At 67.9% G+C, this 26261-nt stretch carries 32 protein-coding genes; 10 read left to right on the forward strand and 22 right to left on the reverse strand.

The annotated features are described in order from the left end of the window. Positions 1 to 20: 20 nt before the first annotated feature. Positions 21 to 791 (reverse strand): hypothetical protein, encoded by a 771-nt coding sequence (locus tag HDR73_RS11565; protein WP_133064138.1) that lies wholly within the window; start codon positions 789 to 791, stop codon positions 21 to 23. A gap of 149 nt (positions 792 to 940) precedes the next feature. Between HDR73_RS11565 and HDR73_RS11570 the strand changes: the two genes are divergently transcribed. Together HDR73_RS11570 and HDR73_RS11575 are read left to right on the forward strand one after the other, a co-directional pair. Further along, a complete protein-coding gene (locus tag HDR73_RS11570) occupies positions 941 to 1801 on the forward strand; it encodes a trypsin-like peptidase domain-containing protein (protein WP_012300425.1) in 861 nt (286 codons plus the stop codon). Positions 1802 to 2182: 381 nt separating this feature from the next. Beyond that, complete coding sequence (locus HDR73_RS11575) at positions 2183 to 2464, forward strand: hypothetical protein (protein WP_133064137.1); 282 nt, start codon at positions 2183 to 2185, stop codon at positions 2462 to 2464. A 141-nt stretch (positions 2465 to 2605) separates the two neighbouring features. Here HDR73_RS11575 and HDR73_RS11580 read toward each other — a convergent pair whose 3' ends face one another. Then, the gene (locus HDR73_RS11580; protein WP_041465163.1) at positions 2606 to 3127 is read right to left on the reverse strand and encodes a hypothetical protein; all 522 of its coding nucleotides are present in this window, start codon (positions 3125 to 3127) and stop codon (positions 2606 to 2608) included. A gap of 919 nt (positions 3128 to 4046) precedes the next feature. Here HDR73_RS11580 and HDR73_RS11585 point away from each other — a divergent pair. Next, positions 4047 to 4343, forward strand: coding sequence for a hypothetical protein (locus tag HDR73_RS11585; protein WP_041465162.1), 297 nt, complete (start codon positions 4047 to 4049; stop codon positions 4341 to 4343). A 42-nt stretch (positions 4344 to 4385) separates the two neighbouring features. On the opposite strand, the gene HDR73_RS11590 is transcribed toward HDR73_RS11585, so the two are convergent. The 3 genes from HDR73_RS11590 to HDR73_RS11600 form a co-directional block, all read right to left on the reverse strand. Next, on the reverse strand, positions 4386 to 4631 hold the full coding sequence (locus HDR73_RS11590) for a hypothetical protein (RefSeq protein ID WP_012300421.1): 246 nt from the start codon (positions 4629 to 4631) through the stop codon (positions 4386 to 4388). Positions 4632 to 4689: 58 nt separating this feature from the next. Beyond that, on the reverse strand, positions 4690 to 5070 hold the full coding sequence (locus tag HDR73_RS11595) for a DUF3846 domain-containing protein (protein WP_012300420.1): 381 nt from the start codon (positions 5068 to 5070) through the stop codon (positions 4690 to 4692). Between the two features lie 67 nt (positions 5071 to 5137). Then, positions 5138 to 5491: a hypothetical protein gene (locus HDR73_RS11600; RefSeq protein WP_012300419.1), complete on the reverse strand. Its 354-nt coding sequence runs from the start codon at positions 5489 to 5491 to the stop codon at positions 5138 to 5140. A gap of 145 nt (positions 5492 to 5636) precedes the next feature. Between HDR73_RS11600 and HDR73_RS11605 the strand changes: the two genes are divergently transcribed. Continuing rightward, entirely contained in the window at positions 5637 to 6143 is a 507-nt protein-coding gene (locus HDR73_RS11605; protein WP_012300418.1) for a hypothetical protein, read from the forward strand. A 242-nt stretch (positions 6144 to 6385) separates the two neighbouring features. On the opposite strand, the gene HDR73_RS11610 is transcribed toward HDR73_RS11605, so the two are convergent. The 3 genes from HDR73_RS11610 to HDR73_RS11620 form a co-directional block, all read right to left on the reverse strand. Further along, the gene (locus HDR73_RS11610; RefSeq protein ID WP_012300417.1) at positions 6386 to 6622 is read right to left on the reverse strand and encodes a hypothetical protein; all 237 of its coding nucleotides are present in this window, start codon (positions 6620 to 6622) and stop codon (positions 6386 to 6388) included. A 94-nt stretch (positions 6623 to 6716) separates the two neighbouring features. Further along, positions 6717 to 7244, reverse strand: coding sequence for a hypothetical protein (locus tag HDR73_RS11615; RefSeq protein ID WP_012300416.1), 528 nt, complete (start codon positions 7242 to 7244; stop codon positions 6717 to 6719). A 5-nt stretch (positions 7245 to 7249) separates the two neighbouring features. Further along, positions 7250 to 7465, reverse strand: coding sequence for a hypothetical protein (locus tag HDR73_RS11620; RefSeq protein WP_012300415.1), 216 nt, complete (start codon positions 7463 to 7465; stop codon positions 7250 to 7252). A 157-nt stretch (positions 7466 to 7622) separates the two neighbouring features. On the opposite strand from HDR73_RS11620, the gene HDR73_RS11625 reads away from it, so the two are divergent. Beyond that, on the forward strand, positions 7623 to 7883 hold the full coding sequence (locus HDR73_RS11625) for a hypothetical protein (protein ID WP_012300414.1): 261 nt from the start codon (positions 7623 to 7625) through the stop codon (positions 7881 to 7883). A 102-nt stretch (positions 7884 to 7985) separates the two neighbouring features. On the opposite strand, the gene HDR73_RS11630 is transcribed toward HDR73_RS11625, so the two are convergent. The 3 genes from HDR73_RS11630 to HDR73_RS11640 all read right to left on the reverse strand — a co-directional run bounded on the left by HDR73_RS11630 (position 7986) and on the right by HDR73_RS11640 (position 9853). Further along, positions 7986 to 8552 (reverse strand): hypothetical protein, encoded by a 567-nt coding sequence (locus HDR73_RS11630; protein WP_012300413.1) that lies wholly within the window; start codon positions 8550 to 8552, stop codon positions 7986 to 7988. Then, complete coding sequence (locus HDR73_RS11635; RefSeq protein WP_133064136.1) at positions 8549 to 9283, reverse strand: hypothetical protein; 735 nt, start codon at positions 9281 to 9283, stop codon at positions 8549 to 8551. Before HDR73_RS11635 ends, HDR73_RS11630 begins: the two co-directional genes overlap by 4 nt. Positions 9284 to 9394: 111 nt before the next feature. Beyond that, entirely contained in the window at positions 9395 to 9853 is a 459-nt protein-coding gene (locus HDR73_RS11640; RefSeq protein WP_041465156.1) for an HD domain-containing protein, read from the reverse strand. Positions 9854 to 9941: 88 nt separating this feature from the next. Between HDR73_RS11640 and HDR73_RS11645 the strand changes: the two genes are divergently transcribed. From HDR73_RS11645 to HDR73_RS11665, 5 genes are all read left to right on the forward strand, one after another. After that, positions 9942 to 10211 carry a hypothetical protein gene (locus tag HDR73_RS11645; protein WP_012300410.1) on the forward strand — a complete coding sequence of 90 codons (270 nt, stop codon included), beginning with the start codon at positions 9942 to 9944 and terminating at the stop codon, positions 10209 to 10211. Between the two features lie 111 nt (positions 10212 to 10322). Further along, positions 10323 to 11954 (forward strand): hypothetical protein, encoded by a 1632-nt coding sequence (locus HDR73_RS11650; protein ID WP_012300409.1) that lies wholly within the window; start codon positions 10323 to 10325, stop codon positions 11952 to 11954. Beyond that, on the forward strand, positions 11954 to 12712 hold the full coding sequence (locus tag HDR73_RS11655; protein WP_012300408.1) for a hypothetical protein: 759 nt from the start codon (positions 11954 to 11956) through the stop codon (positions 12710 to 12712). The genes HDR73_RS11650 and HDR73_RS11655 overlap by 1 nt, the downstream gene beginning before the upstream one ends. Positions 12713 to 12782: 70 nt before the next feature. Beyond that, positions 12783 to 13511: an AAA family ATPase gene (locus HDR73_RS11660; protein WP_012300407.1), complete on the forward strand. Its 729-nt coding sequence runs from the start codon at positions 12783 to 12785 to the stop codon at positions 13509 to 13511. Beyond that, complete coding sequence (locus tag HDR73_RS11665) at positions 13508 to 13897, forward strand: hypothetical protein (protein ID WP_012300406.1); 390 nt, start codon at positions 13508 to 13510, stop codon at positions 13895 to 13897. Before HDR73_RS11660 ends, HDR73_RS11665 begins: the two co-directional genes overlap by 4 nt. A 586-nt stretch (positions 13898 to 14483) precedes the next feature. Here HDR73_RS11665 and HDR73_RS11670 read toward each other — a convergent pair. From HDR73_RS11670 to HDR73_RS11720, 11 genes are all read right to left on the reverse strand, one after another. Then, positions 14484 to 15587, reverse strand: a complete 1104-nt coding sequence (locus HDR73_RS11670) for a hypothetical protein (protein WP_158309464.1) — start codon at positions 15585 to 15587, stop codon at positions 14484 to 14486. A gap of 475 nt (positions 15588 to 16062) precedes the next feature. Then, positions 16063 to 16299 (reverse strand): hypothetical protein, encoded by a 237-nt coding sequence (locus tag HDR73_RS11675; RefSeq protein ID WP_012300404.1) that lies wholly within the window; start codon positions 16297 to 16299, stop codon positions 16063 to 16065. A gap of 72 nt (positions 16300 to 16371) precedes the next feature. Beyond that, positions 16372 to 18432: an FtsK/SpoIIIE domain-containing protein gene (locus tag HDR73_RS11680; RefSeq protein WP_041465155.1), complete on the reverse strand. Its 2061-nt coding sequence runs from the start codon at positions 18430 to 18432 to the stop codon at positions 16372 to 16374. A 56-nt stretch (positions 18433 to 18488) separates the two neighbouring features. Further along, a complete protein-coding gene (locus HDR73_RS11685) occupies positions 18489 to 18779 on the reverse strand; it encodes a hypothetical protein (protein ID WP_041465154.1) in 291 nt (96 codons plus the stop codon). A 69-nt stretch (positions 18780 to 18848) separates the two neighbouring features. Further along, positions 18849 to 19352, reverse strand: coding sequence for a hypothetical protein (locus HDR73_RS11690; RefSeq protein ID WP_133064134.1), 504 nt, complete (start codon positions 19350 to 19352; stop codon positions 18849 to 18851). A gap of 239 nt (positions 19353 to 19591) precedes the next feature. Then, positions 19592 to 20548 carry a C40 family peptidase gene (locus HDR73_RS11695; protein WP_133064133.1) on the reverse strand — a complete coding sequence of 319 codons (957 nt, stop codon included), beginning with the start codon at positions 20546 to 20548 and terminating at the stop codon, positions 19592 to 19594. A gap of 161 nt (positions 20549 to 20709) precedes the next feature. Beyond that, on the reverse strand, positions 20710 to 22599 hold the full coding sequence (locus HDR73_RS11700; protein ID WP_287136450.1) for a hypothetical protein: 1890 nt from the start codon (positions 22597 to 22599) through the stop codon (positions 20710 to 20712). An 89-nt stretch (positions 22600 to 22688) separates the two neighbouring features. Beyond that, a complete protein-coding gene (locus HDR73_RS11705) occupies positions 22689 to 24209 on the reverse strand; it encodes an ATP-binding protein (protein WP_012300398.1) in 1521 nt (506 codons plus the stop codon). Then, a complete protein-coding gene (locus tag HDR73_RS11710; RefSeq protein ID WP_049792026.1) occupies positions 24206 to 25246 on the reverse strand; it encodes a hypothetical protein in 1041 nt (346 codons plus the stop codon). Before HDR73_RS11710 ends, HDR73_RS11705 begins: the two co-directional genes overlap by 4 nt. Beyond that, positions 25243 to 25785: a hypothetical protein gene (locus HDR73_RS11715; RefSeq protein ID WP_041465153.1), complete on the reverse strand. Its 543-nt coding sequence runs from the start codon at positions 25783 to 25785 to the stop codon at positions 25243 to 25245. Before HDR73_RS11715 ends, HDR73_RS11710 begins: the two co-directional genes overlap by 4 nt. 126 nt (positions 25786 to 25911) lie before the next feature. Continuing rightward, positions 25912 to 26259 (reverse strand): hypothetical protein, encoded by a 348-nt coding sequence (locus HDR73_RS11720; RefSeq protein ID WP_012300395.1) that lies wholly within the window; start codon positions 26257 to 26259, stop codon positions 25912 to 25914. Positions 26260 to 26261 lie beyond the last annotated feature (2 nt).

Raw genomic sequence — 26261 nt, forward strand, 5'->3', positions numbered from 1 at the left:
ACCCCAGCCCGACGCACGCTTCACGAACCCTCGTCTCGCGTGCTCTTGCGACCTATGCTGTGGGCATGGGGCACATTCCAGTAGCTGTACCGAGATTTTGGTGGCGCGCGGATGCGGCTTAGGACGGCCGCCAAGAGGTCCCGTTCGAGGCGGATGGTGGGATGGGATCCTCGTCCGAGGTTCAGCCACGCGCCGTTGCTGTCGTCATCGGTGTTGGCAAATCGGATGGTGCCCCAGAAGATGCGGCGACGATCAACGAGCGTCGCGGCGGCGGGGTCTGCGAAGACGCACCAGTCGCGCACGGTGGTCTGTGTGCCATCGGGCAGCGTCAGGAGCTCAGTGCTGGTTGCGAACCCGGGGATACGGATCAGGCGCCGCAGGAGCCGGTTGAGGTTCATCCCGCGCCGTGACCGACCAGGGACAGGCGTCCCGCCGTGTCGCTGACCTCGACGCGCCTTCGCGTCGTCGTCCGCCTCGTCCGTGACGTGGTCCGGCGCGTCGGCGTTCATGGGACGGAGGACCAGGCCGCCGTCCTCGGCGTCAATGGCCGCAACATCCTCAAGATGGCCAGCGCCGCCCTCACCGCTTGTCGTCGCGAGCGAGCAATCGGCGTTGTGGGGCCTGGCTCCGAAGCACGCCGGCCGGCCGTTGATCGCCCGGCGTACGAAGTACGCGTCTGCCTCGCATTCGGGGCATGTGAGCTCTGGACGTAGCCGCTGACGCTCGGCACCGCTCAGCAACGGGCGCACCACCAACGCGGCAGTTTTGGTCTTCACGCTGACGTTCAGCACCCGATCTGTGGACAAACAGAGCACTTCGGATTAAGACCTCTGTAAATTTACAGCTCCTCTTAGTGTGCTTTAAGCGCAAGCGCATCCCCAATGTACGTGGTTTAATGCGCTTTATATTTATGTCAAGTCGTCATAGAGAGTTCAATTGAATGACAAAAACGCCTTCTCGCCGTCTTTACTTTCTTATCATTTTCATCACTCTCGGGCTCGCGGCCGTCACTTCTACGGGTTCGAGCGCGTTCGCTACCGAGGGCGCCAGGCAGACACGACCAGTGGTTGCGGGTTCACAGCTCGAATTCGAGTTCGGCGGCGATTGCACTGCTGGTGCTGTGGTGCAAAAAAATAGCTGGAGTTCAGTTTTCTTTGCAAAAGAGCGCGCCACCAGGTACGTGGTGACTGCTAATCACTGTGTTGCGCGTACAGGGGAGAGGGTATTCGTTCGAAACGAGCTCGAATCTCGTCATGGCAATACCGCTCCCGTTGGAACGGTCTATTGGAGATCAGATAACGTCGATCTAGCGTTGATTAAAATCGATCCTATTGTTCACGTGTCGTACACGTGTGGAAGTTCTTCACATGGCGCGCCCCACTGCTTGCCGGTGACCACCTGGACGCCAAACGCGCTTCCTCGTGTGCTCACCGCGTCGCTTAGAACGCGGAGCATATATGGCCAACCCGTAATCGGGTACGGTGACCCCGGGCTGAATGAAGCTTTTGCTACAAGCGGTAGCACCACTGGTGTACAGGTTAACTGGCGGAACCTATCCGTTCGTGCTTGGCCGCCGGGCTTCAGGAACCCTCATAGCGGAGATCAGGCAGCGTCTTCCTCAACTGACTTTTTGCTTCCGGGAGATTCCGGAGGGCCTGTATTTAACCCGGATACCGGTATGCTTTACGGGATAATGACCGATCAAGTCCCTCGTCGCCCCACAGAGCAGAGCACAATGGTGTATATCAAGCTATCTGAGTTTTTCAAAGAGCAGAGAGAATACAATCTTGTAACTCGTTAACGCTTGGTCTATCTCGCGATTCACGCATGCGACGTATTCGAGCTCGAGGTCGAGGTCGACAGCATCACCAACCCGGCCCCCGTCGAAATTTCTCCGACGGACGCCCATCACTACGCCGGGATCATCGAGACCGTCCTCGACGCGGAACGCACGGCCCCCGGGCTCCCGCACCACACCGCCACCACCAGACCAGTCGGCCGGTCGGCCACGCACGACGTCAACAACGCGGCGCGAGGACCCCGGAGCCCGCACCCGGCGAGCGCCGACGGCCGCCACACGGATCCCCAGCACAACCCGCGAGCTCGACACAGAACACGAGCACGGCCCCCGCTTGGGGAGGGGCCGCGTCACGAGGCCACGGATAGCGTCGGTGCTGTGAACATGGATGTGAATCGTGCGGTGGAGATCTTCAGCGGACACGGGTTCGAGTCGGCCGCCCAGGTCCACGCGACGTACTCGATGAGCCACCACGGCGTGGACGTGCGCGTCGAGGTGCTCGACTTCGGCCAGGCCGCGGGCAACGTCCGGTACATGGCGACGGCGTGGCAGCCAGAGGTGCCCGAGGAGGAGCGCGTGCTCAACTCGAAGGGGCTCAGCATCGGCAACGCGGCCGGGACCGTCGACGAAGCCCTCGAAGGCCCCCACTGGTGGATATTCACGTAGGACGACGGGAACTGACCACAGGCCCGGAACCGACGTCCGGCGCGCACACGGCGAGCGCCGGCCCCTGACTGGGCACCTCGAGCACGAACCCCGCCCGCACGCGGCGCCAGCACCCCGCGGCTGAGGCCCGACCCCCGGGGGCTACGAGCGCAGCAGCTCCGGGAGGAACGCGAGGAACTCCGGATCCCACATGCGACCGGTGCCCTGCCGCGGCGGCAGCTCGATCTCCCCGCCGTCGGCGAGGACCAGCGTCGCGTAGGCCGACCCCCGCTGCCCCTCGTCGGGCTGCCCCTCAGGGTCCGGCGGGAAGACCCAGTCGACCGTCACCCGGTCGATCGAGGACCTGCGCCACGCCGTCACGTCGCCGTCGAGCATGAGGTAGTCCCGCTCCGCGCTGAAGGTCCCGCGCACGAGGACGTCGTCGGTGATCGCGACGACCTCCACGGCCCACGTCGTCCTGTCCTCGCTCGGCACCAGAAACCCACCGCAGTAGCGAATCCTGTCCACCGAGCCGATGACCACGGCCACCCGCGCGAGCGCATCATCTGCCCACCCCGGCTGCCGGTCCGCCCGGATGCTGACCTTGGCGAAGCTCGACTGCGACGCCGCCTCGATCCGCGCGGTGAGATGAGCGATCGTCGCATCCAGAGCTTCCTGATCCATGCGCCGACGGTACCGACACCCCACGACACCCTCGCAGGACCCGATGGGGTCCGCGCGGGTCCACGGCGAGCGCCGCACCACGTCCGCACCGCCCGCGAGCGCCGGAGGCCGCCCACACAGATCCCGAGCCCCGCCAGCGATCGATACCGAACACGACGGCCACACGACGTCGACCAGCCCCGCGACCGCCCGCACCGCGACCGCGCAGCGGCAGCGGCTGACGCCGGCCCGCCGCCCGCACGACCACCCGGCGAGCGCCGGACGCCTCGGCGAGCGCCGACCACAGCGTGGACGACCACCCGGCGAGCGCCCGACCGCCTCCGCCAGCACCCGACGGCCTCCGCCAGCGCCCGACGCCTCGGCCAGCACCCCGCACAGCCCCACCACGACCCGTCCGGCCGCACCACGGCGAGCGCCGCTCACGACCATCACGTTGCAGCAGCCCGATCACGAGGACACCGCGACCGCCCCCACCGGACGCATCGGCAGCCGGCCCGCGCCGCACGCACGCCGCGGCCCCAGCGAGCACCAGCACCCCGCGCACGACATCGACACTCGGCAGCCGGCCCGCGCCGCACGCACGCCGCGGCCCCAGCGAGCACCAGCACCCCGCGCACGACATCGACACCGCGACCGGCGGCGAATGCCGCCGGGATCCCGCACGCCGCCGAGCACCCGACCCCGAGGACCCGTCCGCGGCGAGCGCCGCAGGCCGCCCGCCAGCACCCCCGCACGACCCCGACGCCCGCACCGCGACCCCGAGGCCACGGCCGCATGAGCACCCGTGAACGTCTCCGCGCGACCGGCCGATAGTACGGGAGAGAGCATCACCAGCCCCCCAGCCACCGAAGGGTGGGCTGGCCGATGTCGATAGTAGAGATGGGGCCGCAATCCGCGGCCGCCAACCCGAAGGAGCACCATGACCACGACCACACCCACCGCCACGACGACGCCCGTGCGGCACCCGATGTACGCCGCAGCTCTCGACCCCGACACGCCCCGCCAGGCCCTCGTGCGACGCTGCCACCAGGGCCACCCGCTCGTCACCGTCGCCGAGCTCCGCCAACAGAACGACGGGACCTGGACCACCCACATCCTCGAACGCGCCGGATTCGGCGGGCTCCTCCCGGGAGAGTTCGGCCCGACCCGCACGTGGCAGGCCGCCGCCGTGCAGCTCGCCGCCTGGACCAGGAACCAGGTCCACATCACTCAGTAGAATCACCCCGCGGCATGGCGAGCCCCGGACCCGACGCTGGCTTCAGTTCGAGTAGATCAACTCCAGCCACTCGCGTGCGTTCGCCCTGTGTCGACTTGCACGCGCCCAGAAGGCAAGTCCTGTGCCAACAAGCAGCGCGACCGTGCCAGCGTGTGCTGCCAGCGCGAAACCGTCGGGATCCCCGACGGCGACCCACGCCACCGTGGCCACACCTGCGTAGGCGAAGGAGACGTTTCTCGCCAGCGCGGCGTCGTCGCCCTGCCGCTTGACTGCCCAGGGATCCGACATCAGGCCCTCCCACTCGTCGGCGACGGCACGTCCTCTGCCGCGTGCGAGGCTAACGTCCTCACCGCTCCTCCGTGGTGGACGGTCGCGGGGCGTCCTCGCGAGCGAGATGGCCGCTGACGGAGATCAGGGCCTCCATCACGTGCGCCGGCACGGGTCCCAGATACCCGTCCGGGTTCGTGCCGATCAGGACCGCGGGCCCGGCGATGTAGTCACCCGGCGCGAGACCGATGTCGAGCGCCTCGGCGAGCGCCGTGGCGACGCTGTTCCGCGGGTAGCCCTTGAGCTTGCCCTCCTCGTCGATCACCAGATCACAGGCCGGCGTGACCTCCAGTACCTCGATGGTTCCCCCTACCGCCTCTTGGAGTTGCGCGAGGAGGTGCTCGTCATCGAGTTCTATGACGTCGGTGACGCCGTCGAGGCCACAGCGAATTCCGTTCATGAGTCAGTCCGTTCTGTCGTGGAGCGGGTGGACGCGCGTCGAGATCCGGGCGGCACGACGCAGGGCGTCACGCAGCGGCGTCCTCGACGGCGATGTCGAAGGGGGCGTTGGCGAGGGAGTACAGGGGGCCCACGACATCGTCTGCCTCGGTGACGGAGTACCAGTCCGCCTCGAACCTCACGATGTTCATCTCGTCGCCGTCGTGCCACGCGACCGTGAAGGTCTCCTCCCGGTCATCGCCACGGACGTAGCCGCCTGCGTGATGTGCGTCCCGGGTGTCCTCCCATGCGTCGAAGAGGGCGATGAAGCCGTCGGCGTCCGTGACCGGGTCGCCGTACTCGTTCGTGCCGTAGGGGATCTTGTGCTGCCGGTCGAGGTCGAGGATGCGGACCGTCTTCGTGGGGATCTGTGTCGTCTGCATGACCCCATTATCGCACATCTGCTTGCTGGCCGCAAGCTGCTAGCAATACCCGAGCAAGCAGCCGAGCCATTCGGTGCCGGCGTCGATGTCGGTGGTCATGCGTAGGTTTGTAGATGTCAGATCTACCAACCAGATAGGAGAACCGATGGCACTCATCGCCCCTTACGCCCCGCTGCCGAACCACCTCACCGTGGGCGGCTACAACCCCTCCCCCGGCCGGCACGCGGCCGAGAGCATCGAGGCCGCGTGGGACCTCGCGCACGCCGAAGCACGATCCCGCGCCGACGCCGCCCGCATCGTCGAACTCACCGAGGCCCTGAGGGCCGCTCGCTCCGAGCAGATCCGCGGCGACGACCCGCGGCTGATGGAGTTCTGGGCGGCCGCTCAGGAGGCCGCCACGGAAGCGGAGCACTGTGACGTGTTCGACGACCTGGCCGAGGCCCTCGGTGGCCCCCGCCGCTCGAAGGACTACGACGTGGTCATGTACGTCCGGGCCACGATCCGAGTCACCGACACGGTCAGCGCTACCTCCTCCGACGAGGCCGAGCAGATCGCCGAGGCCGAAATCTCAACCGGTTCGCTCCTGGACTCCCTCCGCGAGAACGGCGCGGACCGCTGGGACGTGGACGAAATCCACACCAGCTTCGCCTAGCGCATCGAGGGGGTGGCACATGCCACCCCCTCCCTGGCCGACCGCCGCACCAAGAGGAAGGAGGGAACCAGACGGTGTGACCTAAGGGGGTTGACACCTTCGCCCGGGCTGGGTAGGTTAGTAGATGTCAGCACAGCCCGACCACCGGAAGGAGCCACACCCCATTCGCCCAGGGGATGCACACACTGCATCCCCCGAGAGGGATGCCCTCCAACCTCGACCCCACTCGCGGCGCTCGCCGCCTACGGGATGCTCGGGCTGTGCTCGATGGTGTGCGCGCTCCAGTCGAAGGGCGGCGCCGCGGGGCGCGACTGCGGCTCGGGTAGTCGGTCGCAGGCGCCCAGCGCGTCCGCGATGGTGCGTGCAGTGGTCAGCCAGGTGCGATCGGAGACGGCGTCCGCGTGGGCGTACAGGTCGATGCGCGTGATCCGGTGCTCGTACGGGTCCGCCTCGCTCTGCGGGGCCCAGGTCACGCGCATCCAGGCGAGGGGCTGCTCGGTGAGGGACTCGCGTCGACGCAGGCGGACGGTACGGGTGTCCTCCCAGACGACGAGGTAGGCCGTCCCGTCGCGCTCAGGCGTCGGTACCCCTGGTGAGTTCGTCGACCGTGGTGCCCAGCAGGGACGCCACGCGCTCGAGCTCGGCGACCTTCCATCGCGTCTCGCGGCGGAGTCGTGCCTTGAGGGCGGGCTTGCGGATCCCGAGGGCCTCCGCGACGTCCTTGTGGCCGGGAGCGCCGGCGACGGCAAGTCGGGCCCGGATGGCGGCGGAGGCGCGGCCGCCCACGGTCGGGTCGACGCGCTCACCGACGTCCATCGTCAGGACGGGACGTCCGGGCGCACCGACCGCATGAGCGTTCCGAGCCGCAATGTAGGCGTCGACGTCGCTCTTGCGGAATCGGGGCGCACGCTGGCCTGCAGGTGTGACCGGCTGGGGGAAGTGGTCGTGGCGGACCGCGTAGTTCCACACCGTGGCGACCTTGACGTTCATCATCTGCGCGATCTCCGCGTACCCAAGGAGCTCTTCCTGCGGCGTCGGCGTCGGCGTCGACGTCGACTCCTCGACGGCGTCGGGCGCCGGCGAGGCCTGACCCGGGGCCATGGTGCTCACTCCCCCGGTTCCGCCGGCACGAGGGTGTCGACCATCTGCTCTGCGTAGTCGGCGACGATGCCCGTCATCCAGTCCCGGACGTGCTGCTGCAGGTCAGGGTCGCCAAGATCGAACTCGGCCCCTCCCCCGTTGGCGTCGGCGATCAGCAGCTGGCCCCTTCGGATGGAGCCGAGGAAGCCGAGCTCCAGCTCGGGTCCGGGGATGCCTGCCATGGGGTGCCTTCCTTCGCGTCATCGAACCTCCTCGCACGAGTGCCGTGCGCGGACACTGCCGGCGGTCATGCGCCGCAGTGACATGTATGAACCTACTCCCCCGGGACCATCGCCCTCGTCCCGCCGATCGCTTGCGCGCAGTCGTACGCTGACGACCATGGAAGACGGACCGGAAGCGGCAGAGGGCCAGTACAGCTACGCCGGCAAGACGTACCGACTCGAGGAGCAGGAGTCCGAGCGATGGCGCGTCTACGACGGCGACACCTACCTCGGGACGCTGGCTCAGACCGACGCCACCAGCAACGAGCGGTGGATGCACTACTCATCCACGCCGGCTGGAGACGAGGGTGCGTCCATGCCGACGACGGACGACTGGCACGCGGCGCTGCGGCACCTGATCGACTTGGCTGACGAGTAGCAGACAGCTGCAAGCAATACGGCAGCAAGCTGTGAGCAATACGCGGTCTTGCAGCCCGCTCTCCTTGATCGGCGCAGTGCTGCGTCCAAGTTCTGCTGTTCCTTATGCGCCGATCGTTTCGATTGAGTCCGCGGGCTTGACGCGTGCTTCCACGAGGATTCCGTCGGAGGTGGTGCGGTAGCGGGCATCGAGGGGGCCGAGGGCCCGGAGGCCGGCCCTCTTCCCGCGCTTGATGTCGCTGGTGAGTCCGCGGGCGCCGTGGACGCCGGGGCTCTCGCCGTGCACGTAGATCTTCACGGCGATCCACTCGCCGTGTGCGTCCCGGAGTTGCGCGGCGAGGTCGAGAGTGGGCCTCTTGGCGTGGGCGCGGGGAATCCCGAGCTCATCAGAGCTCACGGGCGCCTCCTCCTGCAGCCGGCGGAGGATCCACCCGGCGGTCGTGGCGTTGAGCTTCGGCCAATCGCGGATCTGCTTGGCGGCGTCGGTGGGGGAGATCTCCTCGAAGCGCATGTCGCGGTCCAAGGCGTAGAACTCCTCCTCGAGGAACGGGTTGCGCCGCCAGGTGCGATCGTTCGCGAGCCAGACGAGCACTGGCCGGTCGCCGGTATCTTCGCGCGCGGCAACCCACGCCTGTGTCTGGTCGTTGCTGACCGCGTAGAACGTCGTCATGGTGTGCCACCTCCGTCTTCTTCATTGTGCGTCGAGCGGTACGGGTTCGGGTAGGTCTTCACTACGAGCGGAACGCCGCCGATGCGGGTGGCGTCCTGTAGGGCTGGGGGAGTGCGGATGGTCGCGGAGCGTTCGATCATGCGCTGGCGGGCGGCGGCGCGTTCCGGGAGCGGCCGGCGCAGATCGCGCTCGATCTCGTAGTCGACGTGGTTCTCATCCTTGATGCGCTGGCTGAGCTCCGAGTGCAGCTGGATCTCGATCGGCCGCCCGGTGCCCTTGCGGACGAGGAGGTGGACGCCCTTGTAGGGGTTCCCGTCGACGTAGGACGTCTCTGCCTGCACCACCGTGTATCCGCGCCGCTGGAGCCGCGTCACGGTCGCGGTCACCGCGGCCGGGAGATGCTCGTGGTCGGCGGTGACGGCCGTGTACCGCAGGACGTCGGTGAGTCGGTCGGAGACCTTGCGGACGGCCTGAGGCTCGTTCGGGTCGATGACGCCGGCGCCGGTCTTCGTCTGCAGCTTGCGGGCGAGCGAGGACGGGCTCTTCATCCGGAACTCGAGGCCCTGGGCGCGTGTACCAGGAGGGAGGGCCTCCAGGAAGTCGCTCGTGGTCGATGCCTCGACGTCTCGCGCTTCGGCGATGACGGCGACGGCCTCGGCGGCGACTGCGGGGGAGTAGGTGTCCCAGAGTGCGGCGGGAGCAGGTTCCGCATGGTCTTGGCGCCATGCCACGTCAGGACGGTCATCGCCAGGCTCCGGGGCCAGGTCGCCGGTAGCCATGCTCTTCAGTCGGCGAGCGTCGCGGCACCGTCTGCCGCCCTCCGCGCACGACAGGCACACGCCTCAGGCGTCCTGATCGGCGAGGAGGGCACGGCTGCGCCGGTACTTCCCCTCCATGCGGGTGCGTGTATCCGGGTCCAGCAGCTCGAGGCGGTCGGGATCCGTGTTCTCGTCGATGTCTGCCTCCTTCAGGCGGCGCGACCACAGGAGCGCGCGGACCCGGGCGAAGTAGTCCTCGGTCGACTCGCCAGGGACCTTGGTGACGGCGACGACGATGTCCACCGCCTCCTGGGGGATGCCTGCGGTGAGCAGATCGTCGGCTGTGACGTCGGTGTCCTCGAGCACGTCGTGCAGCAGAGCCGCGGCCTCTGCCGTTGCCGGCGCGTCCGGGTAGCGCGCGAGCAGCCGGGCAGCCACGGCGATCGGGTGCCGGATGTAGGGCACGCCGGCCTTGTCGACCTGCCCCGCATGGGCGCGGGTGGCGATGTCGCGAGCGAGGTTGACGAGCTCATCACGGTTCATGCGTCCAGGATTGCATGTTCCTGATGCCACCGGAAGAGGGTCGCCCCACAAATATTGTCTGTGCAAGGCCGTTGGGTAGGCTGGACGCATGACTGCTGACCTCGAGAACCTTCGTGAAGAACTGCGCAAGATGGCGGCCGAGATCGACCGCCTCCACGAACTCCGCACGCAGCGCTTTCACCTCGCCGACCGCGCACACGAGGCCGGCCTCACGTGGAACGAGATCGCGATCCTGTTGAACATGACGCAGAACGGCCTCATCGCCGCGCAGACCAACATGCGGGCGAAGCTCGCCGCTGGGGACACCGCCGGCACTGATGGCATTGACCCGTCCGCGGCACCCGCTCCGCAGGCGTAGGTCGCGCCCGGACGGGGTTCCCGTATTGCTGCCAGCTTGCTCGCGTATTGCTCAGAGCTTGCTCGCGTATTGCAGCTCGCATAGGATGGACATGTCAGGAAGGGGTGCCGCATGAGCGACATCGACTATCGCCCGCACGGGTGGACGCCGAAGGATGTGCCCACCATCTGGGTCGACCACACGACCGGTCAGGGTGTGACCAGCGACGGCACGAGCGTGAAGCCGAAGATCGGTCAGCGCCGGAAGAACCCGAACTTGACCGACCTGCTCGACACAGCGGCCAGCTACGGGGCGACGCGCATCATGCTCAGCGGCCGCGTCCCGGAGCCGGCTCCTGGCGTGCGGCACTGGCTGTACGTGCAGACGCCAGGTTGGACGCCCGGCACGCACTGGATCGGGGCGGGGGTTCCCCCCACCGGGCGCTTCCAGCACGCGACGACCGGGCACAAGGTCGAGGTGCGCACCGTGGCGGAGTGGTTCGGCGACCTTCCCCTCACGCCGGCGCAGGCCCGCTTGACCTGGGACACGTTGGCAGCTGTCATCGCGTCCGTCGATGAGCGCGCCCGCCTGATGCTCAGCCCTGCCGCCACCGGCACGAACCTGTGGGCCTGGTCGCTACCGAAGAACGTGAACCCGGTCCCCATCTCGGAAGAGATCGACGAGGAGCAGCACCGCACCAGCGGCCAGCACCACTACGAGCACCTCGTCGCCGGCCCCAGCTTCGAGGAGCACGAGGACTGCGTGCCGATGATCGACCCCGTCAAGACCCGGAAGATCTCGACGTTCGCCCACGTCGACGGCCGCTTCATGTACGCGGCCCTCTGCCGCGAGCTGGGCATCGGCCCTGCAGTCCGGCTGAACAGGTCGGCCGCCTACGAACTCATGACGACGAATCCGTACGCGCGCGCCAGGTACCACGTGCGCTTCACCGTGCCGGCCGACTGGAGGCATGTCGGGATCCTCGGGATGCGGCACTTCCGCGTCGAGGACGGCTGGTACTACCCGAATCGTCCAGGCGCGACGGGGGAGACCTGGGCGGATGCCGCCGAGATCTCCGTGGCGCTCAACGCCGGCTGGCTGATCGATCCCCTCGAGGCGATCGTGTTCCAGAAGGCCAAGCCGCTGGACACCTTCGCCGAGCGCATGATCAGGGCTCGGGACCGCGTCACGCAGAACCCGGAGATCCCGGTGCCGATGCAGCGTGCCCTGAGCACGGCGCTGCGCTCGATCATGATCTACACGATCGGTGCGTTGGCGTCCTCGGGCCGCGAGCAGACGCGCGTGGTCACCAACCCGATGGAGATCCCGCCGGAGTTCCAGCGCAGCGTCCAGCGTCACGGTGAGCTCTACATCTTCCGCGTGCCCAGCACGATCAACACCCGCACGCAGCGGATGTACCACCCCGAGCTCGCCTGGCAGATCTGGGGCCGTGGACGTGCGCGTGTACTCGACGCTCCCACCGCCTTCGGGAACCACACCGGCGGCGCGCTCAAGCTGGCCCCGCACACGCTCATCGGTATCAACGGTGACGCGCTCTACACGACGCACGTGCCGCAGTGGAGCCTTCCCCAGGAGCACGATGGCGGCGACGACGGCAAGACCGGCCGCTTGCGCCTGGTGAGCGTCATCGAAGGCTCCTTCAACACCCCGGCCACGCTAGATGCACGCACCGCCCTGCGCGCGCGAGCCGACAGGGTCGGACCCGCGGGCGCGTGGGCGCCGCGTGTGTCGGAGGCGGACTGATGGCCGAGGACACACGCTCTGCTCTGGAGCTCGTGCAGACGCTTCGGGGCCGCGGCGTGACCACGGCGGAGATCGCCGCGGAGCTGCAGCGAAGCCCTCGCATGGTGCGGAAGATCCTGAACGGCGAGACCAGCGGTGGCGTGTATCGGGCGACGCTGCTCGAGCTGGCCGATACCGGACGCGCGACGACGGTGCCTCCGCGGCGCCGGACCCGGGACAACACCCTCGTGCCCGTGCGCACGAAGAGGGGCGCCGCGACTAAGAGCGCACCGCCAGTGGACACGGGCGGGCGCTACACCTCGGCCAAGCAGGGCGGCCGGCTGCGGTCGACCACCTACCTCGCCGGCGGCGGCCGCCAGCACGAGCTGAACATCCCGAAGAGCAAGGACGCCAAGGGTCGCGCCACCGCGGACCGGGAGATCCTCGACCGCGTCCGCGCTGCGGCTCGTGGTCAGGCCCGCGATACCCAGAAGCTCATCAGGACCCGCCTCACGTACGCGAACGGCCGCGTCATGGAGGTCAACGACTACAACGCCTCCACGATGCTGCAGCGCATCAATGAGGCCAACGGGAACGCCCTCGCGTGGCTCAGCGCCGAGTCCGCTCAGCGGTACACGAACCTCGACGTCACCTCGACGCCCATCACGGGCGTGACGATGACGGTGTACGAGAAGGCCAAGACGCCCGGGTACTTCCGCGAGCAGGCCCGCGGCCGCACGCGTCGCACCCGGACCCCCACTCCTCCACGATCTTCATGACACGCACAAACTGCAATACGCGAGCAAGCTCTGAGCTGTACAGTAGCAAGCACTTAGAAAGGTGTGATCGATGACTTCACCCGTCAGCACCACCCCGCCCGACGTCCGCCCTCTCGACGCACCGCTGCGGCTCACCGTCGGCTGCCTCAAGGGTGGCGTCGGCCGCTCCACGACCTCCGTCGAACTCGCCCTCGCCCTCCAGCGGCGCACCGGTCAGCAGGTCACTCTGATCGACGCGGACAGCACGAACGGCACCACGCTCGACTGGAGCGAGCTCGCCGGCGAGGAGTGGCCGGCGTCCATCACGGTTGTCTACTGGGCGTCGCAGCACCTCGCGAAGCGCGTGAAGGACTACAACCCCACCAGCCACCTCATCATCGACACCGGCCCTCACGATCCGGTGATCCTGCGCCAGGCCCTCGCCGTCACCGACCACCTCATCGTGCCGGTGGGACCGACGCCCGGGGACATCTCGCGCATGCAGTCCACGATCGACGCTGCGGCCGAGGTCGGTGTCATGCGCCCGCACCTGGAGCTGTCGGTGCTCATCACCCGCACACGGGAGAACACGATCAGCCTGCGCACCTCGCGTGAGGGCCTGAAGGCCCAAGGCATGCGTGTATTCGACACGCACGTCCCCTTCAAGGAGCTGTACAGCCAGGCGATGGGCACCGTGCCCCGGGATCTGGGCGTGTACCCGGCCGTGCTCGAGGAGATCATCGCCGGCCCGAGCGCTGACGACGACACCACGCATGACGCAGCGGCCACCGAGCCCGTGGACACGGAGGACGAGAAGTGACGAACGCACGAGGGGCGGACTGGACGAAGCTCGCGTCCCACAAGACGAGCGTCTCGAGGGAGCAGATCGAGGAGGAGGACAGGCAGATCACGGCGATCTCGGGTGCCCCAGAGGCGCTGGAGCAGCCTCGTGTGGTCGCGCCTGAGCGGAAGGCGGTGACGTACCGGTTCCGGTTCGACGTGCTGGCGCTGATCGAGCTCGAGGTGCAGGCGGCGAAGGAGCGCGGAGAGCGGACGTTCAAGGACACCATCGTGATCCAGGCGATCCGGGCGACGTACGGCAGGAAGCACTCCGCTGAGGCGGTGAGCGCGATGGCCGACAAGCTGGCCGCCGAGTTCGCGGCTGAGGAGGAGAAGAAGGCCTCGAAGAGGCGCCCCGCCTCGTAGCGCCCTCCTCACGCAGCATGACGGTGCCCCTGGTCGAGTCGGCCGGGGGCACCGTCATGTCCGGACGCCGTGGGGCGAGCTTGCAGGCGGCATGCCCGGGTGTTGCCAGCGGCCAGCGGCGAGCAAGTCGGCAGCCAGCTGCGAGCAAGCCAGGAGCAAGTCGCCAGCAATATTTCTTGACATCCCCGGTAGGCTTGGTCGGGAGGCTCGCCCGAAGGGTGAAGCGGACCGACCAACCCTTCCAGGGCTCTCCTTCAATACACCCGCCCATGGAAGGCGCCACCAGCAGCCAGCTCAGAGCTTGCTCGCGTGTTGCTGGCAGCAAGGCCACGGCCGTCCTGCCCGATCACTGCCGTTCGATCGCGGCGGAGTCCTGTCTCCGGCCACCGGCGCTCCGGGTGCGTGGATGCGACGACGTCTCACGGGCGCTGCATCAACCAGGCCAGCATCGTGCCCTGGGCCGGCTGCAGTCGGTGGTGGTCACCGACGGCGTCTGACCGTCCGTGCGCGTCAGCGCGACCTTCACGCCCGCGGCGGGCGCGAACGCGGCTGTGATGGGCATGCCACCTGGAGTACCCGCCGGCGTCTACGCCCGGGCAGGGGCCGAGGGGGACACCGTGCGCCGGGATGAAGTTCGGCGAGGGGAGAAGTCACGGCGCATCTGGGCCAGGACGGCGTCGATGGCGTCCTGCTCCTCGCGCAGCTTGGCGCGTACGCGGGCCTCCTCCGCTCGGGCCTCCGCGGCCGCGGCACGGCGTTCGTCTGCCTGCGCCTTCTCACGCGCCCAGCGCGCGTCGCGCTCCTCGAGGATCTCGGCGCCGGGAGACAGGACCTCTGGGCGTCCGTCGACGGAGGATGCCGGCCTGTCCCGGTAGAACGCGATCTGGGCGCGGACCCAGGCATGCCCGTTCAGCCACGCGAGTCCGTCGCGCAGCCGCATCCCCGGGCGGTACCGCAGAACGTCCAAGATCTCGGCGGCGGACATGGTCTCGTTGATGTGGGCAGCCTCGAGGGTGCGATACAGGCCTTCGATCGACCGGCCTTGCGTGAACCGACCCAGTACCCGACCCGTTCGGGCGGCAGCCTCGTCGACGGCATCGAGCTCCGCGGCAAGCCGGCGGAATGCCAATGTGCGTACGGGCGCCGGCTTGGCACCGGGTCGGGGATGACTTCTTCGCTGCATCGGCCGCGTAGCGGCGGTCGAGCGCGCTCCTGCGCGCCTTGGTGAGGTCTTAAGGGGGTGAGATGTAGAAGAAGAAGTGCTGGTGCTAGGTAGGGTGACAATCCGCTTCTGAGCGAGCTCGCGGGACACCGTCAGCGCCCGGACCGAGCCCGCACCGAACTGGTTCCCGTTGTGCAACGCCTTCGCCTCGACGCGCTCCTGCTCGTTGAGGCGCCGGCCCGCCACGAGGACGACCACGAGCCCCAGCGCTTCCAGGATCCGCGAGGACCGCTGCACCGTACGGACGTCACAGCCCACGCGAGCGCTCACGGTGGCGTTGGTGACCGTCACGCAGCGTCCGGTCTCGTAGTCGGCCGCGTCGGCGAGCACCTGGAGGACGCCCTCGAGCTTCGAAGCGGATGCCGTCCGCGATCCGGTGAACGTCGCGCGGATGGCGAGACCCTCCTCGGAGTGGATTCTCGCGACAGCCAGAGCCAGGAACTCAGCCTTGCTCCACCATGCCGGCACGCGGGCGTAGGCACCCTCGGGGACCGGCAGTGACCACGACGTCGACGGCCGCTCAGGAGCCCCAGGAGGGTTCGTCTCCCGGTGCACCTCGGCGCGCTGGAAGTCGTCCCACCGTGCCGCCAACGCGGGCGACCCGTCCGGCGGCAAGCTCACATATTGCTCGGAGCTTGCTGTCGTGTTGCTGGTGGCAACACGCCGTGTTGCGGCCGTGTTGCTGCCTGCAACACGCGGTGTTGCAGGGTCAGGAAGCGAAATCGGGGTGAACTGGGGCGCGGCAGACCCAAAATGGGCATGCGGAACTCCCAGCAGTGGGGTTACGATGTGAACACCTCCTCGGTACTCCGGGGTGGTACGACAAAGCCCCGGCTGACTACCGGTGCTGAGTTGGAAGAGTTCGGAACCTCGTGGCCGCCAAGCAACAGAAGGTTCAGAACCAGAGCTTTAGGCCCCTCGCGCAAGCGGGGGGCCTTCCTCGTTAAGCCGAGTCGATAGGCAACTCCCCATCGTTCGTCGGAACGGGACGTGTCCACCACGTCGGTACGCCGCGATCGTCGATCTCCAGATGAGTGACCATCTCGTCCACGAACTCGGACGCCGACATGTGCAGATGATCTGCCAGCTTCTCGATGCGGTCCTTGGAGGACTGCTCGATCAGCCAACCGGGGCGCGCAGGCTCCGCCATGGAGTCGCGGGGACGGCGGTAGGAGGACATAAGGCCCACTTAACCGTGCATGCACATATAAGTCCAGGCCATCACCTTGGGCGTGTCGGGTCTTCAGGCCACTCACGAGACGCCGGCGTCGGGTAGACGCACCACCAGAGGCTCGGATCCGGGCACGGAAAGCGACCCAGGCTCACCGGTCGCGAAGTCCCGGTAGGAGATCTCGACGTCGCCCTCATCGTCCAGCCCGACCTCGAGAAAGTCGATGAGGCCCCAGCTGTCACTGCCCTCGTCGACGAGCACGAGCGCGCCCTCGTGCTCAAAGGTGCCATCGTCGCCGAGGAGGTCGTCGATGCCGGTTTCCTGGGCGGGGCTGTAGCCGGCGAAGAGCTCGTCCTCATCGGGGATCTCCGGCTCCTCGTTGTCGGTCGTGATCCGCTCCAGCACGGCTACCTTCGAGGAGGACTCGAAGACCCCCGCCATCCTCCGCTTCGGCGCCGCGTCGGCCGCGGACACGGTGGTGATCCGCGCGTCCATGTAGTCGTTGAAGTTGGGGGCGTCCTTGTCGTCCTTGCCGTCGAGATCGACCCAGTCGCCGGTGTCCTCGGGGTCGATGATCCGCATGTTCTCGTGCAGTCGCACCTTCGGCTGGAGCTGCTCGATGATCTGCAGGTCGTTGGGGAAGACCCACACGTCGGGGTTCTCGGGGTCGGTCTGGTAGGGGTCGGGCGTCCAGTAGGCCTGGACTTCGACGGGGACGCCGTCGCGGTTGACGGCCATGCCGCGACCCTTGGCGTTGAGGGGGATGGTGACGCCGGTGGAGAAGGAGTCCCACATCATCTTCGCGGCGTCGGGGGAGAGGCGGCCGAAGCTCATGCGGAAGTTGAAGTTGTCGCGCATGTCACCGGTGAGGAACTCGGCGTCGGGGCGCTGGAGGCCGAGCATCAGGTGCATGCGGGCCTTGCGGGCGAGGCTGACGAAGTCGGAGATCTCGTTCAGCGTGGCCGGGACGGTGCTGGCACCCTTGGGCTTCACGGTGCGGTACCAGGCGGTCACCGCGTTGCGGAACGTCTTGTACTCGTCGATGACGAACAGGACGGGCTCGAAGTCCTCGAGCTTGACCAGGCCGGCTTCGTACTGCTCGAAGCGGCGCTGCATCATCTCGTACATCTCGTGCGCGACTCGGGCTTGGTGGTCGACGCGGCCGGCGAGTAGTTGCACGTTCGGGTGGGAGCGGAGCCCGAGGAGCTCGATGCGCTTGCCGTCGATGCCCCAGACCTTCCAACCGCATGCGGCGAGATACATGACGATGTTCAGCAGGGCGACGGTCTTGCCCTTGCCGGTCTTCCCGGTGACGATCCCGTGGGGGTCGTCCTTCGGCTTCCAGACGATCGTGTTGCCGTCCTCGTCGATCGCCACGGGCACTTCGAGCTCGTCGTAGGTCTTGAGCGGGTCGACCACGTCGGGCGCGATGTTGGGGTTCGGGATGTAGGTCTTCAGCTGCGGTCGGAGCTCGAGGCGAACGGTGTCGTTCTGGAGGTCCCAGAACGCACGCCACCGACCGTGCAACATGGCCGAGATCTGCGTCTCGATCCGTGCTCGCAGGGCTGCGGAGGCCAGGCGGTGGCTGACCTCGAACGTGACCGTGATCTCGCGCAGCTCCCCGCTGTCGGCGAAGCGGGTCTTGCAGGTGCTGTCGGCGCCGAAGATCTTCGACGTCAGGGTCTTCACGCGTTCGATCTGCACGTCCGTGTTCGACTCGGCTGCCGAGTCGAGGCGGGTGAGTACGAGGATGCCTTTCCGGTCGTCCTGACGCGTGGCCCGGTACCTGGTGCCGAAGAGCCTCTTCGCCAGGCGCCGGGCCTCCGCGACGATCTGCGGCGCGCTCTCGTCGGCGAGCGGGTTGAACCGGATCTTGATCCTCTTCGGGGTGCCGATCCACCCGCCTCGCCAGCCCGAGACCGTGAGGTGCTTACGGTCGGGGGCTGGCCAGCCGAGCTGCGGGGACAGCTTGAGGAGGTACATGTCGGCCAGCTCCAGGCGGCGGCGGTGCTGGCAGTTCAGAGCGATGGCGCCGGCAGACGTCAGCAGGGTGCCCGTCACGGCGCCCGTGACGAGGCCGGGGTTGTCGGTCACCATCCCCGCGCCGACCGCGATGGTGCCCACGGCTCCCAGGGTGAGCACGGGCGTGCTCCATCCTGGGATGCGGGGCAGCGGTGAGTAGGAGACCGGGCCGGAGTTCACGAGCGGGTCCGGTCGTCCGTGCGGGCCGCCCGGCGGCGCAGGACGGTCACGGTGAGGAGCACGAACAGCAGCACAGCGCCGGCGACCAGCACGGTGCGTCCCAGATCGAGCCCGGCGCCGACGCCGATCGGGACCACGACGTCGTGGTCGACGAGCACCTGCGCGGTCACGAGGGCCTGCTGCACCTGGGGCAGCAGATGTGCGAGGAGGGGCGGCAGGATGAGGACGGCGGCTCCGCACATGATGATCCAGTCCATGAAGCTGTGGCTACTGCTGCCGTTGCGCATGAGATGTCCTTTCGCTGGTGCTCTCACCTAGAAGGGGTGGTCTGGGAGGGGCCGAGTGGGTCAGATCCGTCACGGGATCTCCGACGTGGGCCGGAACGTCTGGGATGCCCAGGTCACGGGGGAGACGTAGCGGCCGGTGGCGGCCTGGTACTGCCCGCCAGTAGGAGTCCCGGCGACGGTGCCGCCGGAGAACGCGTGAAGGCACCACTGCAGGCCGCTGCCTGGATGGATCGCCGTCGAGGACGCGGAGAGACCGGAGCAGCCGCGCGAGGACACCGTTCCGGTCGACGGGAGGGGATCGCTGCCGGGCCGGACGGCGATGCTGAACCGGGCCAGGTCGCCGGCGCTCAGCGAGCTGGCGGAGGTCGGGGCGCCGTCCGCCGTGGCGATGCTGAGCACCGTGAGGGTGGCAGGCATCGCGTACACCGTGGTGAACCCCGTCGCCGCCGGCACAGCGGCGACCACCGCGGCCGCATCGGATGGTGCGAGCTCGGCGAGCTCCTGCAGGGTGACCCGGGCGTAGACGATGTCGCCGCTTCCCGTGTTGAGCGTCACCGTGGCCGGCAACCCCACGGAGATCTCCGATCCGGCTGCCGTCAAGGCGTCGGGGCCGAGTGCGGCCGGCGCAGCGGGCGCCGGCGCGGTGCCGGATGTCGCCACGGGCACCGGGACAGGTGCCGTCTCCGACGGGGATGACTCCGCGGACGGAGCGTCATGCGCATGCGGACCGAGGAGCCATGCCCCGCCCGCGCCGAGGAGAGCGGCGACGGTGAGAGCCGCGGCGATCAGGAGACGAGGACGTGATCGCATCGTCACCAGCTCCCGGAGCCCAAGGCGTTGACCCGGTAGAACGTGGGCCCTGCACCGCCGATCGTGAAGTCGTAGCTCTTGGCGTGCTCGAGCTTGCGACCCCAGTCCGGAGAGTGGATCAGCCCGCCGTTGCCGTCGTAGATCCCGATGTGGTGACCTACCCACGCCACGAGGTCCCCGGCCTGAGCCTGGGAGGCCGGGATCTGAGTCGCCATCGCCAGCTGCCCGCTCACGACCGTGCTCGGCAGATCGATGCCGAGCACCTGGTGGTAGACGTAGTAGACGAACCCCGTGCAGCACCAGCCGGCGGTCGGGCTTCCGGAGCTCCCGCACGCACCGGAGTAGGGCACCTTCCCGACGAACTGCTCGGCGTACGTGACGAGGTCCTGCCCGGTCTTCCCGTTGGGGGCCTTCCACGACCCGCCGCCGCCGACGGTGTCCGTGGTGCAGCTGACCTTGCCGGCACCGCCGGCGGACATGAGCTCGTCGGCGGCCTTATCCCATCGCGCGTACGCGCTCGGAGTCGCAGACACCTGCACTGCTTGAGCGGCATCGGTCGGGGCCATCTGCTGCCAGTCGGGCACGTCGAGCAGGCCGCGCGGCGAGCCGTTGTTCGGGCCGGCCGGGCCGCCGAAGAACGCCTTGGCGGCGTACTCGGGGTGCATCAGCTCCTCAACGGTTCCCCACCCGGCGCTCGGCCTCTGCTGGAACATGTTCACGGAGTCGTGGTCGTGTCCGGTGTCGTCATGCGGGTACGCCAGCGAAGCCTGCACGGTCGTGTTGGCGAGGTTCCGCAGGGTCGATTCCTGCAGCGCCACCATCAAGGCCACCTTGAGCCCCGCGGGGGGCACGTTCATCGACTGACCGACTGAGATGATCGTCGCCGCATTCTGCAGCTGGCCGGCGGACAGCTCGATGCTGCTGGTCGACGTTCGCGTGGGCACGGTCAGCTTCGTCAAGGCGGTCGACGGTGCCCCTCCGCGTCCGCCACAAGAGGTCACGTGCCCGCCTCCGCCGGCCGCTCCGCTGACCATCTCCATCGTCAGCATCAGAAGGCTCCCGAAGAGCGCGCAGGGCACCACGAGTGCCGTAGCGACGATAGAGAGCAGCCATCCCCGCTTCATGGCGTCAGCTCCCGCATGGCCGCGCGCTTGAGGGAGTCGCGCAGAGGATCGACCCGGGCATTCCGGGGTGGCCGAACGACTGTCGCTCGGTAGGTCCGTGCCGTGGGCGAGGCGGCGGGAGCGACACGGCCTGTCCCGTCGGGACCGACGACGATCTGCCGACCGAACGGGATGGTGGCGTGAGGCGCCGCCTGGCTCAACTCGCGGGGAAGGTCACGGTCCCGCGAGGGGCGTTGTGCGCCCTGTTCGGGTACGACCAGGTGCCGCTGGAGCACCTGGGTCCCAGCCATGTGCGCGAGCTTCACCGCGACGGACGAGGAACCTCCGGAGGCGGCGCTCAGAGCGAGCTGAGCGGCGGTACCTACGCCCCCGAGCGCCGCGCTGACGGCACCGCCGCCGCTGTGGCCATTCGGCGCCGGAACCGGACTCGCCGTGAAGTGACCAGCGTCCCGCGGCTCAGGGCCTGCGACACCAGGCATCTGCGTGCGCCGCGCAAACCACATGCCCCACGGGGAGGTCTCCGGCGCCGGTGCTTGGGGCCTCGGGATGAAACGCTCGGCCGCGCGGAGGGCCTCCTTCGCCAGAGGCCGGTTGCGCGGCGCGGACGCACGGCCGAAACCGAGACGAGCGAGCCTCTTGGCGAGCGAATCTCCCGCCTTGTGCACCCGGTGCCTGATGTAGACCAGCATGATCAGCAGCGCCGTGACGACCGTGCTGATCAGGGACGTCTGGCCGAGGATGTTCATCCCGGCTGCGCTCGCACTCGTGAGCATGCTGACCAGGATCTTGAGGTAGGCGGCGAGCAGGATCACGGAGGCACCGACGAACATGGCCGCGAGGTACATGCCGAACAGCGACTTCCACAGCGCCTCCCGAGCCACACCGGGCGCCACGGCGGCGTACACCGCCCCGGTCAGCTTGAGCGCCTGGTAGAGGGCGTAGATCACCGTCCCGAACAGGATCAAGGCGAAGCCGACGCCCAGCGTCATGAGGATGGTGGATCCACTCGCGATCGTGAGCACGGTGAAGATCTGTCCAAAGTTGGGGTTGGTCACGTACTTCCCGGCACCGCTGTCACACGATCCGACCGCGTCACGGACGCTCGTCGACGACGAGTCGATCGGATTCGCGGCCGTCATCTGCGTGGTGAAGACGTCGTCGCAGGGGCCCGTGAGCTCCTTCCCGAACGCGATGACCTGCGCAGGTCGGCGCACGAAGACGTCGACAAGCTGGCTGGTGATCGTGCTGGAGAGGACCTTCGCCGCGTCGTCGGGGGTCGGGTCGGCGGTCGAGATCTTCCCGTCGTCGGAGGCCACGCTGGCGGCGAGGTTCCCTCCCCACGACCGAGACCAGTGGAGTACCCCGGTGTCGCCGGTGAGGGTTCCCACGGGGTTGGCGAGGATGCCGACAGCCATCACCGCGCAGATGATCGAGATCAGGAACTCGAATCCGCCGGCGGCGTAGCGGCCGGACATGAAGACCATGCCGGCGACGAACGCGGTGAGCACGAGCGCGAACGGGATCCAACCGATGCCGCTCATGAACTGCTGCAGCGTCGTGGAGATCCCGCTGATGGGCGTCGCCAGCCAGCCGACCCAGGAGAACTCCAGCAGCCACTGGAAGAGCCAGAGCACCCAGGCGATGGTGCCCACGATGGGCGTCCAGATGAAGTCGATGATGTTCGACAGGAAGGACTTCTGCATCGTCCAGGCGTCCCCTCGGTCCAGGGGCAAGATCGCGTAGTGGGTGAGGCTCACACCGTGCGAATCCGACACGGCATTCGGCGGCAGCCACGGCAGGGTCACGTCCCCGTCGCCGTCCGCGTAGGCGGAGGGGGTGCCCAGGTAGGCCATGACCAGCCAGCCGGCGATGAGGGCGAAGACCACGCTGCGCCGGGGGTGAGTGAGCACCCACCGCTGCAGGAGCCGGACGCGGTAGCGAGCGGTGCGGTACGCCGTGGCGAGGTGAGCGGCGATCACGACGCGACCTTCTCTCGATCGCCGCGCATGCCCGGGGTCGAGAGCGTCGCCTTCCGGCGCTCCGGCCGCAGCGACACGGTCTTGCGGATCTTGCCCATCCGGCCCTGTGCGTCGCGCATCAGGCCTTCGCCGCGGCGCTCCGCGGGGACCGTGTTGTCGGGCCCGAGGGGGGAGAGGTCCTCGGTGACCGTCTTGACCAGCTCCTCGTCGGTGCCGAAGTCCTTGTGGAACCACTCGAGGTTCGTGATGGCGAGGTCGGTGTCGGTCTGCCTCATCAAGATGCGGTTCTTGATCAGTCCTCGACTGATTTCGTCGCCGAAGTCGCGTGCATCCTGGCTGGCCACCAGGACGGGCGCCATGTGCTTCCGGCCATCGCGATAGAAGGTCAGAAGCTCCTGAGCTCCTTCGATGGAGGCGGTGACGTGGAAGCACTCGTCGACGACGAACAGGGTGAGGACGTCCTTGTTCCCGAAGCAGATCTCGCGAGCGATGCTGATCAGTAGCGCGTACATGGCGCGCCCGAAGAGCTTGGGGAGTCCCATCTCGCGGAAGAGGTCGGGATTGGTGAGCTCGTGTGCTTCCGGGAGCGCAACGCCGTGGGTGAGGAACACGATCCCCCGGGAAGTGAGATCCAGGGGCTTGAGATCTCCGTCGAACAGGACCGCGCCGTACTGTTTGTTCGCGTAGAGACCCATCAGACCGGCGAGTCTCTTGGCCTCAGCGTTCGTCGTGGCCAGGCCTCGGACGTGCTCGAGCAGCGCGCCGGCGTCGGTGAGCTGGTGCTTGACGGCGTACTCCGGCGCCAGGAGCTCGGAGAGCAGCACACCGCCGTCAGAGCGGGCGGGCACGCCCAGCAGCGCGGAGAGCAGCGTCTGCATGTGCGATGCGCCCACGACAGGGCCGAAGACCCGTAGCGGGTCCAGCGAGAACTCCGGCTCCGTCAGATCGACGATCGAGGTGTGCTCGGGATCCAGCGACCGAGCGAAGGTGCCGTACTCGCAGGAAGCGGTCCTATCGATGGCGACGAAGATGCCGCCCCGATCGTGCACGGCGCCGATGGTGTCCTTGAGGACGATGGTCTTGCCGGCGCCAGGCTCAGCTGCCACACCCATCGAGCCGGAAACGTCTCCCTGGATCTGGCCCTCGAGGTTCAGGAACACCGGCCGGGCGGTGCCGGACGTGGTGTTCTCGGCGAACAGCAACCCCTTGTCGTCACCGAGGTCCGACGACGTGATCGGCACCAGGGTGGAGAAGTCGTGACCGGTGGTGATCTCGGTGAACTCCTTCACCTGCCGCTCCGTGGGCACCCCGGGCCACATCGCCCACCACAGGGCTTCCTGGGCGCCTAGCGGCACCTCGAGAGGGAAGTCCAAGTTCTTGAAGTCCTTCCGGAGGAACTCCGCCTTGTCGCGTGCTTCCTCCGGAGTGGCGCCGCCGACCGCGATGATGAGCGTGCCCTGGACCTCCACCTCCTTCTCGCTACTGCCCAGCGCGGAGTGGTAGCTCTGCAGGGTCATCGCCGCCTCGTCGAGCTCCCCGCCCCACCGGTGATCGCGGCCGTGCCCTCTTGCTGCTCCAGCTGGTCAGAGAGGTTGGCCTCGGTCCGCTTGTTGCGGTGCCTCGCGGCGAGTGCGGGTGAAGTGCGAAGACGCCACGCCCAGTCCGCGTCGACGCCGAGCTGGTCGATACGGTTCATCCACTTGGCGTCCTCGTCCCACCCGCCCTTCGGCGATCCGCTCAGCGCGAGCATGACCTGGTACGAGGTGATGTCGTCGCGCAGGTTCGTGACCTTGAGGAAGCGGCGGTTCAGCGGGTCGAAGCGTGCGCCTTTGTTGGCCCGGTCGGACTGACCGGCCTCATCGAGAAGCGGGTGAGGGAAGACGCTGCTCGGGCGGACGGGGGACGACGCCTGCCGGCGGAAGCGGGTGGCCACACCGCGGGCAGGCGAGCCCGTAGGCATCGGAGCCGCAAGGTCGATCTGCAGCCCGCGGTTCTGCGCATGCGCCGCGATCCAGACCTGCTCCGCGACTGTGGCCCGGTGCGCCTTGAACGCGTCGGGCAGCTGCTCTTCGATCTTCCCGGCCGCCTGCAGCGCGTCCGTGATCTCGTGCGCCGACGGAGGTCGCAGCGGCAACGCGAGCATCTCCCGCGCAGAGGTGTCGGCCTGTCGGGCGGCGACGCGGAGCTCGTTCTTCAAGCCCCCGGTGCGTAGCGGGACGGCGAGCCAGAACTCCCGGCGGCCAAGTGCACGCTCGGCCAGGCTGTCGAGCGTCAGCATCGCCTCCTCTGCCCATCCACGGTGCTCGAGGATGTTCACCCCGTCGAGCATCTGGTTCACGAGCGTGACGGGGTCCATATCCGCGGTCAGCCCCAGCAGCAGCGACTCACCATGGAAGGACTGGATGAGGGCGCGGTGCGCATGCACCGACTCCTTGGTCTTCTCGGATGTGCCGAAGCCCTTGGGCAAGCCCTGCAGTCGCCACGTGGCCCATACGGTGCCGTGCCGCGTCCACATCAGGTGTTCGGTCATCGCGATGGCGGGAACGCGCATCATGAGTTTTCCTTTCGTCGGGCCTGATCCAGCAGGCGCTCGAGCCCGGTCCCGTACGACGAACGAGGGACGAGCGGAATGACGTTGTCGGGAAGCCCCTCGGTCGCCTCCGATGAAGGCGAAGGAGCGTCCGCCGGGTCGGCCGCGGCTACGAGGACGGGCGCTGCCGAATGCACGACGGAACTAGGGCCAGACTCCGCAGCGGGCTCGTGCGCCTCTACAGACGACTCGATGTCATCTGCGGGGTGTTCGAGCAGCCCGTCGCCGAGCAACACGGCCCCTCCCGCCACATGAGGCGGCGCCAACCGGAAAATGCGGCCCCGGTACGTGCCGTGGCCTGGTGCGGTCAGCGCGGTCATGGAGTCCATGAGCAGATTCGGGAGCTTCCGCTTCGTGGACGGGATCCGGCCCGATAACCAGGTCGCGGCGGCAGTGACCAACACGAGTGTGAAGAGCTGTGCCAAGGGGATCTGCGAGCCACCCCACAGCCAGCGCGTGTTCCACCCGATGACGAAAACCAGGCTGCCGACGACGAGCTGCACGATGCGGTACGGACCCCCCGGAATGCGACCACCATTCGGCCACTTCCCGAGCAAGATCGGAATACGCCGCGCGCTCGTGTAGAACCTTGCTACTCGCGAAGCGTTCTGCAGATCAGACACAGCGACTCAGACCAACGACGCAGGCGGTTCAGGCGTCACGAGAACAATGCTCGCCGTAGTGTTGACCTGCCCCGAAACCTGCTTCTGAAACCAGTCGGCTCCACCGTTGACCGCCCACAGGAATACACCAACGACGAGAACGCCGCTCAGCACGGCTGCCATACCCAGACCTTTGTCGTAAGCGATCTTCGCGAGAAAGATGATGCCAGCGACGCCTGCGGCCTTGAGGAGGAGCTGCTGAAACTGCGTGAGCTGGTCCGACGCGGTGGCCATGATTCCGGCAGCGAGAACCTGGGGGTCAGCGGCGTTGGCGAGAACGGACGGGTCGGTGACGGTGAGAAGAAGTGCGGACATGA

The organism is Clavibacter sp. (genome assembly GCF_014802555.1).
Taxonomy (GTDB): domain Bacteria; phylum Actinomycetota; class Actinomycetes; order Actinomycetales; family Microbacteriaceae; genus Clavibacter; species Clavibacter sepedonicus.